The sequence below is a fragment of the Pseudomonas sp. GL_139_B genome (assembly GCF_057834475.1).
Genome location: NZ_CM174403.1, coordinates 1 through 13,993, shown reverse-complemented (window position 1 = coordinate 13,993; position 13,993 = coordinate 1). Strand labels below are relative to the sequence as shown.

The window sequence follows — 13,993 nt, the reverse complement described above, 5'->3', positions numbered from 1 at the left end:
AGCGGGCTTGCCCGCGAATGCGATCTCAAGAACACATAGGCATCCCTGAATAACCCCAATAAGGAATTCACAGATGATCGAGTCCCTGGAAAAAATGCTCGTCAAGGGTGTGGATAACTCGCTGCTACGATTCGGCTTGGGCAAGGGCTACCTGGATCTCGGGGAAAACGCCAAGGCTGCCGAGCATTTCCAGCGTTGCGTCGAATTCGATCCGAAGTATTCAGCGGCGTGGAAGCTGTTGGGCAAGGCTCATCTGGCGCTGGAGGATTTCCCCGCCGCTCGTCAGGCATGGGAACAAGGTCTGGAAGCCGCCCGCGCCCACGGCGACAAGCAGGCCGAGAAGGAGATGACGGTGTTTCTGAAGAAACTTGAGCGAAACGCGCACTGATCAGAGATAACGCAGGCCTATTCCTTCGCCATCCACCTGAATCACTTCCATGCGCACACGCGGCGCACCTGTGGGTAAGTCCTGCACCTGCCCATAAACCACTGCGCCTTTAGGCAACGACGACAAGCCGGGGTGCTTGACGTAGACACCCGTGGCTGAAAGGTTGCGTGTCTGGCCCAGGCATTCGCCGAAGCTTTCATGACTGATTTTGATGCGAAACGATTTGCGGTGTTCGGACATCTGCTGCGCCCTTTAATGAACAGCTGTGGATAACCTTGGCCCTAAAATTATCCACAGATCATGCCAATGGACTCAATACCAGCGTGCTTCACCCGGGGGACGCTTCTTGAAGCGCTTCATGCTCCACATGTACTGGCTTGGATAAGCCCGTACATAGCGCTCGACTACTTGGCTCATGGCCGCGCAGGACGTCTCGGTGTCGGTGCTGTACATGGCCTCTGGCGCCGCTTCCAGAATGACTTTGTAACCCGAACCGTCCGGCAACCGCAGCGCATGCAAGAACACGCCGACCGCTTTGCCGCCGGCCAGCATGTTCGGCACGAACTTGCTGGTCAGCGCCTGAGTGGCGAAGAAGGGCACGAAGATCCCGGCGGATTCGGCCGGTTCCGGGTCAGCCGGAATGCCCACTGCACCACCTTTGCGCACTTCCTTGATCACGCTGAGGATGCCTTCCTTGGTGGAAGCAGCCACCCGGTTGCCCAATTGCACCCGCTGTTTGCGCAGCAATTCATCCACAGCCTTCAACTTCGGTGGCCGGTAGAAAATGATCGGTTTGCACTGGTTGCAGTAGAAGTGGTTCAACACTTCCCAGTTGCCCAGGTGGCTGGTAATACCCACGACCCCTTTGCCGGAGGCGAGGGCGTTCTTCAACACATCGAGGCCTTCGACTTCGCGCACCAGATCAATGGAGCGCTGCGCGGGCCAGATCCAGGCGCAAGCGCTTTCGGTCAGGGACTTGCCGATGTCTTTCAGGCTCTGGCCGACCAGGCGTTCGCGCTCGGCGGGGTCCATGTCCGGGAAACATTTGGCCAAATTGATCCGCACCACGTCGCGGGAACGGTTGGGGGTTTTCCACATGGCCCAGCCAATCGCCGAGCCCACCGCTTGCACTGCCCGCCACGGGAGCAGGGCAAACAGCCGCAGAGCGCCTACCAGCAAGGCGCCTTTAAACTTATCCACAGGTCACTCCTGATTTGTGCTGTGCGCGAGGCGGCTATTCTAACCGCCGTTCGCCAAGGTCGCGTAGCGATCGCAATCGCGGGTGTGGTCCATGACCATGCCCGAGGCCTGCATCAGCGCGTAACAAATCGTCGGGCCGACGAACGTGAAGCCTGCCTTTTTCAGGCCTTTACTCATTTCCACCGCCACTGGCGTGACCGCCGGCACTTCGGTGCGATCCTTGAAATGATTGATCACAGGCGTACCGCCGACGAAGGACCAGAGAAACTCCACCGGGTCCTCCAGCACCAGCCAGGCTTGGGCATTGCGCCGGGCAGCATTGAGTTTAAGGCGGTTACGGATGATGCCTGGATCGAGCATCAATTCATCGATTTCCGCATCGCTCATCTGCGCCACGCGCTGGACGTCGAAGCCGAACATTACCTCGCGATAACGCTCCCGTTTACGCAAGACCGTGATCCAGGAGAGGCCGGCCTGGAACCCTTCGAGCAAAAGTAACTCGAACAATCCCTGCGCATCGCGTAGCGGCGTGCCCCACTCCTGGTCGTGATAAGCCATGTACAGCGGATCTTCGGAACACCAAAAGCAGCGTGGCATAAGGCTCCAGGGGGCGTGCGCAGCAATGAATCGGGTATACTCCCGCTCTTTAAATCGCAGCCCAAGAAACAGGTGAATTTCGTGAGCCAGCCTACGCCAGCCGTGCGTACCTTCCAAGACTTGATCCTCGCCCTCCAGCAATACTGGGCCGAGCAAGGTTGTGTGGTACTTCAGCCCTACGATATGGAAGTAGGCGCCGGCACTTTCCACACTGCAACATTCCTGCGCGCCATTGGCCCGGAAACCTGGAACGCCGCTTATGTGCAGCCCAGTCGTCGTCCGACTGACGGCCGCTACGGCGAAAACCCGAACCGTCTGCAGCACTACTATCAGTTCCAGGTGGTACTGAAGCCGAACCCGGACAACTTCCAGGAACTGTACCTGGGCTCCCTCAAGCACGTCGGCCTGGACCCGTTGGTCCACGACATTCGCTTCGTCGAAGACAACTGGGAATCGCCGACCCTCGGCGCCTGGGGTCTGGGCTGGGAAGTCTGGCTCAACGGCATGGAAGTGACGCAGTTCACGTACTTCCAGCAAGCGGGCGGCATCGAATGCTACCCGGTGACCGGCGAGATCACTTACGGTCTGGAACGTCTGGCCATGTACCTGCAAGGCGTGGACTCGGTCTACGACCTGGTCTGGGCTGACGGTCCGTTTGGCAAAGTGACCTACGGCGATGTGTTCCACCAGAACGAAGTGGAGCAGTCGACCTACAACTTTGAACACGCCAATGTCGAGAAGCTGTTCGAACTGTTCGATTTCTACGAAAGCGAAGCCAAGCGCCTGATCGAACTCGACCAGCCGCTGCCGTTGCCGAGCTACGAAATGGTGTTGAAGGCCTCCCATACTTTCAACCTGCTGGATGCGCGCCGGGCGATCTCGGTGACTGCGCGTCAGCAATACATTCTGCGTGTGCGCACCCTGGCGCGTTCCGTTGCGCAAGCCTACCTGCTGGCTCGCGCCAAGCTGGGCTTCCCGATGGCGACCCCGGACCTGCGTGATGAAGTACTGGCCAAGCTGGAGGCTGCACAATGAGTGCTCTGGATTTTCTGGTTGAACTGGGCACTGAAGAACTGCCACCCAAAGCCCTGAACACCCTGGCCGAGGCGTTCCTCGCCGGTATCGACAAGGGCCTGCAAGCCGCCGGCCTGAACTACGAGACCAAAACCGTCTACGCCGCGCCACGTCGCCTGGCTGTGCTGATTACCTCGCTGGCCACGCAGCAGCCGGATCGCAGCATCAATCTCGATGGCCCGCCACGTCAGGCTGCGTTCGATGCCGAAGGCAACCCGACCCAGGCAGCCCTGGGTTTTGCCAAGAAGTGCGGCGTCGAGCTGAGCGAAATCGATCAGAGCGGCCCGAAGCTGCGTTACAGCCAAAGCATCGCCGGCAAGCCGACTTCGAGCCTGCTGCCGACCATCGTCGAAGATTCGCTGAACGACCTGCCGATCCCGAAACGCATGCGTTGGGGCGCTCGCAAGGAAGAGTTCGTTCGTCCGACCCAATGGCTGGTGATGCTGCTCGGTGACGAAGTCATCGATTGCACCATCCTCGCCCAGAAGGCTGGCCGTGATTCCCGTGGTCACCGCTTCCACCACCCGGAAAACGTATGCATCACCTCGCCGGCCAATTACCTGGCCGACTTGCGGGCCGCTTATGTCCTGGCCGATGCCAACGAACGTCGCGACATCATCAGCAAACGCACCAAAGAGCTGGCTACCCGTCAGGAAGGCACGGCGATCGTTCCGCCGGCGCTGCTCGACGAAGTGACCGCGCTGGTTGAATGGCCTGTGCCGCTGGTGTGCTCGTTCGAAGAACGTTTCCTCGACGTGCCGCAAGAAGCGCTGATCACCACCATGCAGGACAACCAGAAGTACTTCTGCCTGCTGGATGCCGACGGCAAGTTGCTGCCACGTTTCATTACCGTGGCCAACATCGAAAGCAAAGACCCACAGCAGATCATCGCCGGTAACGAGAAAGTGGTTCGCCCACGCCTGACCGACGCCGAGTTCTTCTTCAAGCAAGACAAGAAGCAAAAACTCGAAGACTTCAACCAGCGCCTGCAAAACGTGGTGTTCCAGGAAAAACTCGGCAGCGTCTACGACAAGGCCGAGCGCGTTTCCAAACTCGCGGCGTTCATCGCGCAACGCATTGGTGGCAACGCGGCCTGGGCTTCCCGTGCGGGCCTGCTGTCCAAGTGCGACCTGTCGACCGAAATGGTCGGTGAGTTCCCGGAGATGCAAGGCGTCGCCGGTTACTACTACGCCCTCAATGACGGCGAGCCGGAAGAAGTCGCCCTGGCGCTGAACGAGCAGTACATGCCGCGCGGTGCTGGCGCTGAACTGCCGACCACCCTGACCGGTGCGGCCGTGGCCATCGCCGACAAGCTCGACACGCTGGTGGGCATTTTCGGTATCGGCATGCTGCCAACCGGTAGCAAAGACCCGTACGCCTTGCGCCGTGCTGCACTCGGCGTGCTGCGTATCCTGATCGACAAGAAGCTCGATTTGGACCTGAACGACGCCGTGGCTTTCGCCGTGAATGCGTTCGGTGCCAAGGTCAAGGCAGCCGGCCTCAACGACGCCGTGCTGGAGTTCATCTTCGACCGTCTGCGTGCCCGTTACGAAGACGAAGGCGTGGATGTCGCGACTTACCTGTCGGTGCGTGCCCTGAAGCCGGGTTCGGCACTGGACTTCGACCAGCGTGTTCAAGCAGTAGAAGCCTTCCGCAAATTGCCCGAAGCTGCAGCCTTGGCTGCAGTGAACAAGCGCGTATCGAACTTGCTGAGCAAGGTCGAAGGTTCCGTTCCGACGGTGGTTGAAGCCAAGTACTTCGACAATGCTAACGAGTTCTCCTTGTACTCCGCGATCCAGCAGGCTGACCAGGCTGTCCAGCCGATGGCCGCTGCGCGTCAGTACAGCGAATCGCTGGCACGCCTGGCTGCCCTGCGTGAGCCGGTGGATGCGTTCTTCGAAGCAGTGATGGTCAACGCGGAAGATGCCAAGGTCCGCGCCAACCGTTATGCATTGCTGGCGCGTCTGCGTGGCCTGTTCCTCGGCGTCGCTGATATTTCGCTGCTGAGCTAAGGGGCTGCTGTTGAAACTGCTGATTCTCGATCGCGACGGGGTGATCAATTACGACTCCGACGCTTACATCAAGTCGGTGGAGGAGTGGATTCCACTCCCCGGTTCGATCGAAGCGATCGCGCAGTTGAGCAAGGCCGGCTGGACGGTAGCGGTCGCTACCAACCAGTCGGGCATCGCTCGCGGCTATTACGACATCGCCACCCTGGACGCCATGCACGAGCGCTTGCGCTCGTTGGTGGCGGAGCAGGGCGGTGAAGTCGGGCTGATCGTCTATTGTCCTCACGGACCAGACGAAGGCTGCGATTGCCGCAAACCGAAACCCGGGATGTTGAAAACCATCGCCGAGCATTACAACGTGTCGCTGACCCATCTTTGGTTCGTTGGCGACAGCCTTGGTGACCTGGAAGCCGCCAAAGCCGTCGATTCACAGCCAGTTTTGGTAAAGACCGGGAAAGGCGAAAAGACGTTGGGCAAGTCCCTACCGGTAGGCACCTTGATTTTTGACGATCTGGCGGCGATTGCCGCAGAACTTATCCACAATTAAAGTGCTTCGATTGTTCCGATTAAGGACTGATCGGGAGTGCGCTTATAGACGGGCAGAGCCCGCACGGTAAACGTCACCATGTCGATACTGCAGGCCATCAGAACCTTCCTCTTTTACCTTCTGCTGGGCACCAGCTCATTGCTCTGGTGCAGCCTGAGCTTTTTTATCGCGCCGTTTCTGCCGTTCAAGGCGCGTTATCGTTTCATCAACGTGTACTGGTGCCGCTGCGCCTTGTGGCTGAGCAAAGCATTTCTGGGCATCAGTTACGAAGTGAAGGGTGCCGAGAACGTGCCTGACCAGCCCTGCGTGATTCAGTCGAACCATCAGAGCACGTGGGAGACGTTCTTTCTCTCCGCTTACTTCGAGCCGTTGAGCCAGGTGCTCAAGCGCTCATTGCTGTATGTGCCGTTCTTCGGCTGGGCCATGGCCATGCTGCGACCGATTGCCATCGACCGCGACAATCCGAAAGCCGCGCTCAAGCATGTGGCGAAGAAGGGCGACGAACTGCTGAAGGATGGCGTCTGGGTGTTGATCTTCCCTGAGGGGACGCGCGTTCCTTTTGGCACGATCGGCAAGTTCTCACGCGGTGGCACCGCGTTGGCCGTCAATGCCGCGCTTCCGGTACTGCCGATTGCGCACAATGCCGGCAAGTTCTGGCCAAAAAGCGGTTGGGCGAAGAAGCAGGGTGTCATTACCGTGATCATCGGCGCACCGATGTACGCCGAGGGTAGCGGGCCCCGTGCCATTGCCGATCTGAACGACCGGGTACAAGCCTGGAACGAGCAGATGCAACGGGAAATGGGTTCGCTGCCGGCCACCCCGGCGGCACCGACCGCCAATGATCAAGTGGCTGTCTGAGATTCTGTGGATAACCTGTGTACCGTTTTCTCGAAAATCAGCGTTTTTGTTTTGTAAGATAATGATTTATATACATATTTCTTAAACACATAAAACGCCAAAAATGGTGCATAAGTTTTTTCAGGACGCAAAAAAACCGGCTGATATAGCCGGTTTTTTTATGCCCATCGTTTGCGGTTTTCCTATGGCGAGGGCGTCTGGCGTAGGCCTTAACATTTCATCTCCTGCGCCTATTCATTTAGACTCGGCTATTGGCTCATAGGGAGATGCTTTGCCCTATAACGGATGTCTAAATAAACTCTTATGAAAAAAATAATTGAAACCCTTCGAAATCATTATTGGAAGAAATGGATTCGTAAGCACAAATGCAAAATGGCAGGCGGTGTGTTGTCGTTGTTCAAGAGATCAACGCTGACACTGGAAGAGGGGGTATCTCTCGGGCATGTGATCATAGAATCAAAAAAACTGGGAATCGGTGCTCATACCTATATCAGAAGTGACTGCGTCCTTTCGGCAGTGTCCTCTATTGGTAGATTCTGCTCTATTGGCAGTGGTTGTTTTATCGGACAGCAGAAGAGTTCACATCCGTCAGACTGGCTTAGTTCACATCCTTTTCAGTACACCGATACAGACCTGACTTACGATCCCGTGGTTGCTGATGTAACGATTGGGCATGATGTCTGGATTGGGCACAGTGCAATGATCCTGGAAGGGGTCACAGTCGGCACAGGTGCAATCATCGCAACCCGCGCTTTGGTTGCCCATGACGTGCCACCCTACGCTATCGTTGCCGGGATCCCTGCAAAAGTCGTCAAGTATCGGCATGCACCTGAGCTAATTGAAGAGTTGATCAGTAGTCAGTGGTGGGATCGCGATATCGAGTTGCTCAAGACGTTACCGTTGAATGATCCTCAGACCACGTTAGCGCTGCTGGCAGATAGGCCTGAAGACGGTCGTGCAAACTATCAGCAGATTCAAATCACACGCAAAAAGTGCAGCGTCCTGCCCTCGCTGTAAATCGATGGGGATAACGTTCTCGTCTTAAACACAGTCAAAAAAAGGCCAACGTTAAACGTTGGCCTTTTTTGTTTGGCAGATTCTCTGGATCAGAAGTCCAGGTTGGAAACCGCCAGGGCGTTGCTTTCGATGAAGTCACGGCGAGGTTCGACCGCATCACCCATCAGGGTGTTGAAGATCTGGTCTGCGCCAATGGCGTCTTCGATGGTCACTTTGAGCATCCGGCGCTGTGCTGGGTCCATAGTGGTTTCCCACAGCTGATCCGGGTTCATTTCACCCAGACCTTTGTATCGCTGGATGGTGTGACGCTTGGTGCTTTCAGCCATCAGCCATTCAAGGGCTTCCTTGAACTCGGTAACCGGCTTCTTGCGCTCACCACGCTGGATGTACGCACCGTCGTCGAGCAGAGTGCTGAGTTGAGCGCCCAGCGAAACAACAGTCTTGTAATCGTTGCTGCCGAAGAAGTCGCGGTTGAAGGTGACGTAGTTCGACAGGCCGTGGGAGATCAGTTCGACCTCTGGCAGCCACACGTTACGCTCACGGTCTTCACGCAGGCTGGCTTTGTAGACCAGACCGGATTTCTCGACGGTGCGCAGGCGAACTTCGTATTGAGCCAGCCAATCCTGCATCGCTGCATGATCGGACAGTTGATCCATGCTCACCGCTGGCAGGTAGATGAAGTGCTCGGTCAGCTCCTGTGGGTACAGACGCGACAGACGCTTGAGGGTCTTCATCACCAGACGGAAGTCATTCACCAGGCGCTCGAGGGCCGGTCCGGAAATACCTGGAGCGTCTTCGTTCAGGTGCAGGCTCGCGTCTTCCAGCGCCGACTGCGTCATGTACTCTTCCATGGCGTCGTCGTCTTTGATGTATTGCTCTTGCTTGCCTTTCTTGACCTTGTACAACGGCGGCTGGGCGATGTAGATGTAGCCGCGCTCGATCAGCTCCGGCAACTGACGGAAGAAGAAGGTCAGCAGCAGGGTACGGATGTGCGAACCGTCGACGTCAGCATCGGTCATGATGATGATGTTGTGGTAACGCAGCTTCGCGATGTTGTATTCATCGCGGCCGATGCCACAGCCCAGCGCGGTGATCAAGGTGCCTACTTCTTGCGAAGAGATCATCTTGTCGAAGCGCGCCTTCTCGACGTTCAGAATCTTGCCCTTCAGCGGCAGGATGGCCTGGGTGCGGCGGTTACGTCCCTGCTTGGCGGAACCGCCGGCAGAGTCACCTTCCACGAGGTACAGTTCGGACAGGGCAGGGTCTTTTTCCTGGCAGTCAGCCAGTTTGCCCGGCAAGCCAGCGATATCCAGCGCGCCTTTCCGACGGGTCATCTCACGGGCTTTACGCGCCGCTTCACGCGCACGTGCCGCATCGATCATCTTGCCGACGACCAGTTTGGCTTCGTTCGGGTTTTCCAGCAGGAAGTCGGAGAAGTACTTGCCCATTTCCTGTTCGACCGCGGTCTTCACTTCGGAAGAGACCAGCTTGTCTTTGGTCTGGGAGCTGAACTTCGGATCCGGTACTTTTACAGAAATAATCGCGGTCAGGCCTTCACGGGCATCGTCACCGGTGGTCGCGACTTTGTGCTTTTTCGCCAGACCTTCAGCTTCGATGTAGGTGTTCAGGTTACGCGTCAGAGCAGAACGGAAACCCACCAGGTGAGTACCGCCATCGCGCTGAGGAATGTTGTTGGTGAAGCACAACAGGTTCTCGTTAAAGCTGTCGTTCCACTGCAGGGCGATTTCCACACCAATGCCGTCTTCACGCTGGATGTTGAAGTGGAACACCTGATTGACCGCAGTCTTGTTGGTGTTCAGGTATTCAACAAATGCACGCAGGCCGCCTTCGTACTTGAACAGCTCTTCCTTGCCGCTGCGTTCATCCTTGAGGACGATGCCGACACCGGAGTTGAGGAAGGACAGTTCACGAATCCGCTTTGCCAGGATGTCCCAGCTGAAGTGGATGTTCTTGAAGGTTTCAGCCGAAGGCTTGAAGTGAATCTGAGTACCTGTGGTTTCGCTCTCGCCGACGATCTTCATCGGTTCTTGCGGAACACCGTGGACGTAAGTCTGTTCCCAGATCTTGCCGCTGCGGCGAACAGTGAGGATCAGTTCTTTGGACAGCGCGTTCACCACCGACACACCTACACCGTGCAGACCGCCGGATACTTTGTAGGAGTTGTCGTCGAACTTACCGCCGGCGTGCAGCACGGTCATGATGACCTCGGCTGCCGAAACGCCTTCTTCTTTGTGCACGTCTACCGGGATGCCACGACCGTTGTCACGAACGGTGATGGACTCATCCGGGTGAATGATGATGCTGATGTCGTCGCAGTGGCCGGCGAGAGCTTCGTCGATCGAGTTATCGACCACTTCAAACACCATGTGGTGCAGACCGCTGCCATCGTCGGTGTCACCAATGTACATACCGGGACGTTTGCGTACGGCATCCAGGCCTTTCAGCACTTTAATGCTCGTTGAGTCGTACGTATTTTCTTCGCTCAATGCCTTCACTCCCGATGGTCGTGGGTCTGGGTGATACGGCCCTGTTCCACGTGGAACAAAGCGACTGGCGTTTCCGTCTGCCAGCCTTCCCTCAATAATTCGTGATCTACACAGGTGATAAAGACCTGGCAGCGTAAGTCTTCCAGCAAGCGGCAAAGCGCGCGTCGGTGGTGCTCGTCCAGTTCCGACGGCAGGTCATCCACCAGATAAATACACTGTCCGCGTCGGGCCTGGCTAACCAGGTGCCCTTGAGCAATCCGCAATGCACAGACCACCAACTTCTGCTGACCCCGGGACAAGATATCCGCGGCATTATGTGCGCCCAGTCTGAGGCGCAAATCAGCGCGTTGTGGTCCGGCCTGGGTGTGCCCCATTTGCTGGTCCCGTTGAAGAGACCCAGCGAGTACGGCACTCAGTTCGCGGTCTTTATCCCAGCCTCGGTAATAGCTGAGGGTCAAGCCTTCAAGCTCAACCAATTCGCTCAAGGTCTGTTCAAAGACTGGTTTCAAGGCTTTGATGTAAGCGCGGCGGTATTCATCTATTTCAGCGCTGGCCTGGCACAGTTCCCTGTCCCAAACCGCTTGCGAAACGGCGTCAAGTGTACCATGTCGCAGCCAAGAGTTTCTCTGACGCAGGGCCTTCTGTAAGCGCTGCCAAGTGGACATAAAGCGCGGTTCCACGTGGAACACGCCCCAGTCGAGAAACTGCCGGCGAATCTTCGGCGCGCCTTCCAGCAAACGAAAACTGTCAGGGTTGATCAGCTGTAGTGGCAGGATCTCCGCCAGTTGCGCCGCGCTGCGAGCATTCTGACCGTCGATACGGATCTGAAATTCGCCCTGACGGTCACGCGAGATGCCCAACGCGCTGTGCCCACCCTCAGCCAATTCAACCTGGCCAAACACGGTGCACGCCAATTGCTCGTACTGAATCACCGGCAATAAACGACTGCTACGAAACGAACGGGCAAGCCCCAGCAGATGAATGGCTTCCAGAACACTGGTTTTGCCGCTGCCGTTGGCGCCGTAAAGAATATTGATTCGGGGGGAGGGGGAGAAGGTCACCGGGTGCAAATTGCGCACCGCGGTGACCGAGACACGACTTAGCGACATCTAGCTTCTGCTGAACATGATTACAGGCGCATCGGCATAACAACGTAAGCCGAGTCGTCGTTGTCGGATTCTTGCACCAGCGCACTGCTGTTGGAGTCGGACAGAATCAGACGAACTTGCTCGGTGGTCATCACGCCCAGTACGTCGAGCAGATAGCTGACGTTGAAGCCGATTTCCAGATTGCCGCCGTTGTATTCAACGCCTACTTCTTCTTCCGCTTCCTCCTGCTCCGGGTTGTTCGCCTGAATTTTCAGTTGACCGCTGGCCAGTTGCAGACGGATACCACGGTACTTCTCGTTGGACAGAATTGCGGTACGACTGAAGGCTTCACGCAGCGCCTGACGGTCGCCGAGGACCAGTTTGTCACCGCCTTTAGGTAGCACTCGCTCGTAATCCGGGAATTTACCGTCAACCAGTTTCGAGGTGAAGGTGAACTCGCCGGTGGTCGCGCGGATGTGGTGCTGACCCAGGACGATGCTGACGATGCCGTCCGGCTCGGTCAGCAGGCGCGCCAGTTCAAGGATACCCTTGCGTGGAACGATGACCTGATGGCGATCGGGCTGACCGATATCAGCCTGCATCGAGCACATGGCCAGACGGTGACCGTCGGTGGCCACGGCGCGAATGATCCCGGCCGAGACTTCCAGCAGCATACCGTTCAGGTAGTAACGAACGTCCTGCTGAGCCATGGCAAAGCTGGTGCGCTCGATCAAGCGACGCAGTTTGCTTTGCTCCAGGCTGCAAGTCAGCGAGCCCGGACCTTCTTCCACGGTAGGGAAATCATTGGCCGGCAGGGTCGACAGGGTGAAGCGGCTACGGCCAGCTTTCACTACCAGTTTCTGTTCATCGACCTTGATGTCGATCAGCGCGTCGTTTGGCAGGCTCTTGCAGATGTCCATCAGCTTGCGCGCAGGCACAGTGATGGAACCAGGATCTGCCGGCTCTTCAAGTTGCACACGACCAACCAGCTCGACTTCCAGATCGGTACCGGTCAGCGACAATTGCTGGCCTTCGACAACCAGCAGCACGTTGGAAAGCACCGGCAAGGTCTGTCGGCGCTCAACGACGCCTGCGACCAGTTGCAGGGGTTTCAACAGGGCTTCGCGTTGAATGGTGAAATGCATGGTCTAGTCCCTTGCCTTAATAAGCTGCGCTGGTGTTCATCAAGTGGTCAGTGTACGCAGCAGGTTCTTGTAGTCCTCGCGGATGTCCGCGTCGGATTCCTTAAGCTCGTTGATTTTGCGACAGGCGTGCAAAACAGTCGTGTGGTCGCGGCCGCCAAACACATCGCCGATTTCCGGCAGGCTGTGGTTAGTCAACTCTTTGGACAATGCCATTGCAACCTGACGCGGACGTGCGACCGAGCGTGAACGACGCTTGGACAGCAAGTCGGAGATCTTGATCTTGTAGTACTCGGCGACGGTGCGTTGAATGTTATCCACAGAGACCAGTTTGTCTTGCAGCGCCAACAGGTCTTTCAGGGATTCGCGAATCAGCTCGATGGTGATGTCGCGGCCCATGAAGTGCGAGTGGGCAATTACGCGTTTTAGCGCACCTTCCAGCTCACGGACGTTGGAGCGAATGCGTTGGGCAATGAAGAACGCTGCGTCATGGGGCAGATCGACTTTGGCCTGGTCGGCCTTTTTCATCAAGATCGCGACGCGGGTTTCCAGCTCCGGCGGCTCGACGGCAACCGTCAGACCCCAGCCGAAGCGGGACTTGAGACGCTCTTCAAGGCCTTCGATTTCTTTCGGGTAGCGGTCACTGGTGAGAATGACCTGCTGGCCGCCTTCAAGCAGGGCGTTGAAGGTGTGGAAAAACTCTTCCTGCGAACGTTCCTTGCGGGCAAAGAATTGAATGTCATCGATCAGCAACGCATCCACCGAACGGTAGAAGCGTTTGAACTCGTTGATGGCATTCAGTTGCAGCGCCTTGACCATGTCGGCCACGAAACGCTCCGAATGCAGGTAAACGACCTTGGCATTCGGGTTCTTCTTTAATAGGTGGTTACCCACAGCGTGCATCAAGTGGGTTTTACCCAAGCCGACGCCACCATAAAGGAAGAGCGGGTTGTAACCGTGCTTGGGATTGTCCGCCACCTGCCAGGCCGCGGCCCGGGCCAGTTGGTTCGACTTACCTTCGACGAAGTTTTCGAAGGTGAAGGTACGGTTCAGGTAACTGGTGTGCTTGAGCGCGCCTTCCACTTGCACGGTGCGCTGCTCGGAGCGCACCGGAGCTTGCTGCGAGCTGGCGCCGGCCATCGGGTCGAAGCTATCGCGAGACGGCTCTTCATTGATCTCGGCCACTTTTTGCGTTGCACGTTTGGTCGGTGCGCTGGCAGTCGGCGCTGCCGCCGGAGCACTGACAGGTGCTTGAGCAGCCTGAGCTTGAGACGCGGCGGCAGCCAACGGCGCATTCGGTGCGGCGCGCGGTGCCGAACTGCGTTTGCTGCCTATTAATAAGGACAACACCGGCGCCATGCCGTTGCCGTGCTCATCCAACAGTTCAAGAACGCGGCCCAGGTACTTTTCGTTGACCCAGTCGAGAACAAAGCGGTTCGGTGCGTAGACACGCAACTCGTCGCCTTCGGCTTCGACCTGTAGTGGACGGATCCAAGTGTTGAATTGTTGGGCAGGCAGCTCTTCGCGCAAAAGCTCCACGCACTGCTGCCAAAGTTCCACTGACAC

At 57.2% G+C, this 13,993-nt stretch carries 13 protein-coding genes; 6 read left to right on the top strand and 7 right to left on the bottom strand.

From position 1 onward, the window contains the following. Positions 1-73: 73 nt before the first annotated feature. Positions 74-388, top strand: a complete 315-nt coding sequence (locus AC3ISI_RS00065) for a tetratricopeptide repeat protein (protein WP_489334911.1) — start codon at positions 74-76, stop codon at positions 386-388. Here AC3ISI_RS00065 and AC3ISI_RS00060 read toward each other — a convergent pair whose 3' ends face one another. The 3 genes from AC3ISI_RS00060 to tag all read right to left on the bottom strand — a co-directional run bounded on the left by AC3ISI_RS00060 (position 389) and on the right by tag (position 2,185). Further along, a complete protein-coding gene (locus AC3ISI_RS00060; protein ID WP_489334910.1) occupies positions 389-628 on the bottom strand; it encodes a PilZ domain-containing protein in 240 nt (79 codons plus the stop codon). Positions 629-700: 72 nt separating this feature from the next. Continuing rightward, a complete protein-coding gene (locus tag AC3ISI_RS00055; RefSeq protein WP_489334909.1) occupies positions 701-1,588 on the bottom strand; it encodes a lysophospholipid acyltransferase in 888 nt (295 codons plus the stop codon). Positions 1,589-1,627: 39 nt separating this feature from the next. Further along, positions 1,628-2,185, bottom strand: coding sequence for a DNA-3-methyladenine glycosylase I (gene tag / locus AC3ISI_RS00050; RefSeq protein ID WP_489334908.1), 558 nt, complete (start codon positions 2,183-2,185; stop codon positions 1,628-1,630). 81 nt (positions 2,186-2,266) lie between these two features. Between tag and glyQ the strand changes: the two genes are divergently transcribed. From glyQ to AC3ISI_RS00025, 5 genes are all read left to right on the top strand, one after another. Next, positions 2,267-3,220 carry a glycine--tRNA ligase subunit alpha gene (glyQ, locus tag AC3ISI_RS00045; protein WP_003213601.1) on the top strand — a complete coding sequence of 318 codons (954 nt, stop codon included), beginning with the start codon at positions 2,267-2,269 and terminating at the stop codon, positions 3,218-3,220. Further along, entirely contained in the window at positions 3,217-5,271 is a 2,055-nt protein-coding gene (gene glyS, locus AC3ISI_RS00040; protein WP_489334907.1) for a glycine--tRNA ligase subunit beta, read from the top strand. The genes glyQ and glyS overlap by 4 nt, the downstream gene beginning before the upstream one ends. 4 nt (positions 5,272-5,275) lie before the next feature. Further along, the gene (gene gmhB, locus AC3ISI_RS00035) at positions 5,276-5,815 is read left to right on the top strand and encodes a D-glycero-beta-D-manno-heptose 1,7-bisphosphate 7-phosphatase (protein WP_223519786.1); all 540 of its coding nucleotides are present in this window, start codon (positions 5,276-5,278) and stop codon (positions 5,813-5,815) included. 78 nt (positions 5,816-5,893) lie between these two features. Beyond that, on the top strand, positions 5,894-6,673 hold the full coding sequence (locus tag AC3ISI_RS00030; protein ID WP_489334906.1) for a lysophospholipid acyltransferase family protein: 780 nt from the start codon (positions 5,894-5,896) through the stop codon (positions 6,671-6,673). Positions 6,674-6,976: 303 nt separating this feature from the next. Further along, entirely contained in the window at positions 6,977-7,690 is a 714-nt protein-coding gene (locus tag AC3ISI_RS00025) for a CatB-related O-acetyltransferase (protein WP_489334905.1), read from the top strand. Positions 7,691-7,779: 89 nt separating this feature from the next. Here AC3ISI_RS00025 and gyrB read toward each other — a convergent pair whose 3' ends face one another. The 4 genes from gyrB to dnaA are packed head-to-tail and all read right to left on the bottom strand — an operon-like array spanning position 7,780 to position 13,993. Beyond that, entirely contained in the window at positions 7,780-10,197 is a 2,418-nt protein-coding gene (gene gyrB, locus AC3ISI_RS00020) for a DNA topoisomerase (ATP-hydrolyzing) subunit B (protein ID WP_489334904.1), read from the bottom strand. 5 nt (positions 10,198-10,202) lie between these two features. Further along, positions 10,203-11,306, bottom strand: a complete 1,104-nt coding sequence (gene recF / locus AC3ISI_RS00015) for a DNA replication/repair protein RecF (protein WP_008007898.1) — start codon at positions 11,304-11,306, stop codon at positions 10,203-10,205. 20 nt (positions 11,307-11,326) lie between these two features. Beyond that, positions 11,327-12,430 (bottom strand): DNA polymerase III subunit beta, encoded by a 1,104-nt coding sequence (gene dnaN / locus AC3ISI_RS00010; RefSeq protein ID WP_489334903.1) that lies wholly within the window; start codon positions 12,428-12,430, stop codon positions 11,327-11,329. A gap of 39 nt (positions 12,431-12,469) precedes the next feature. Then, positions 12,470-13,993, bottom strand: a complete 1,524-nt coding sequence (gene dnaA, locus AC3ISI_RS00005; RefSeq protein WP_489334902.1) for a chromosomal replication initiator protein DnaA — start codon at positions 13,991-13,993, stop codon at positions 12,470-12,472.

Bases quoted from the DNA above. Each gene is read 5' to 3' on its own strand.
- dnaN (WP_489334903.1), bottom strand. From the start codon at position 12,430: ATGCATTTCACCATTCAACGCGAAGCCCTGTTGAAACCCCTGCAACTG.
- AC3ISI_RS00025 (WP_489334905.1), top strand. From the start codon at position 6,977: ATGAAAAAAATAATTGAAACCCTTCGAAATCATTATTGGAAGAAATGG.
- glyS (WP_489334907.1), top strand. From the start codon at position 3,217: ATGAGTGCTCTGGATTTTCTGGTTGAACTGGGCACTGAAGAACTGCCA.
- AC3ISI_RS00060 (WP_489334910.1), bottom strand. From the start codon at position 628: ATGTCCGAACACCGCAAATCGTTTCGCATCAAAATCAGTCATGAAAGC.
- AC3ISI_RS00030 (WP_489334906.1), top strand. From the start codon at position 5,894: ATGTCGATACTGCAGGCCATCAGAACCTTCCTCTTTTACCTTCTGCTG.
- AC3ISI_RS00065 (WP_489334911.1), top strand. From the start codon at position 74: ATGATCGAGTCCCTGGAAAAAATGCTCGTCAAGGGTGTGGATAACTCG.
- recF (WP_008007898.1), bottom strand. From the start codon at position 11,306: ATGTCGCTAAGTCGTGTCTCGGTCACCGCGGTGCGCAATTTGCACCCG.
- tag (WP_489334908.1), bottom strand. From the start codon at position 2,185: ATGCCACGCTGCTTTTGGTGTTCCGAAGATCCGCTGTACATGGCTTAT.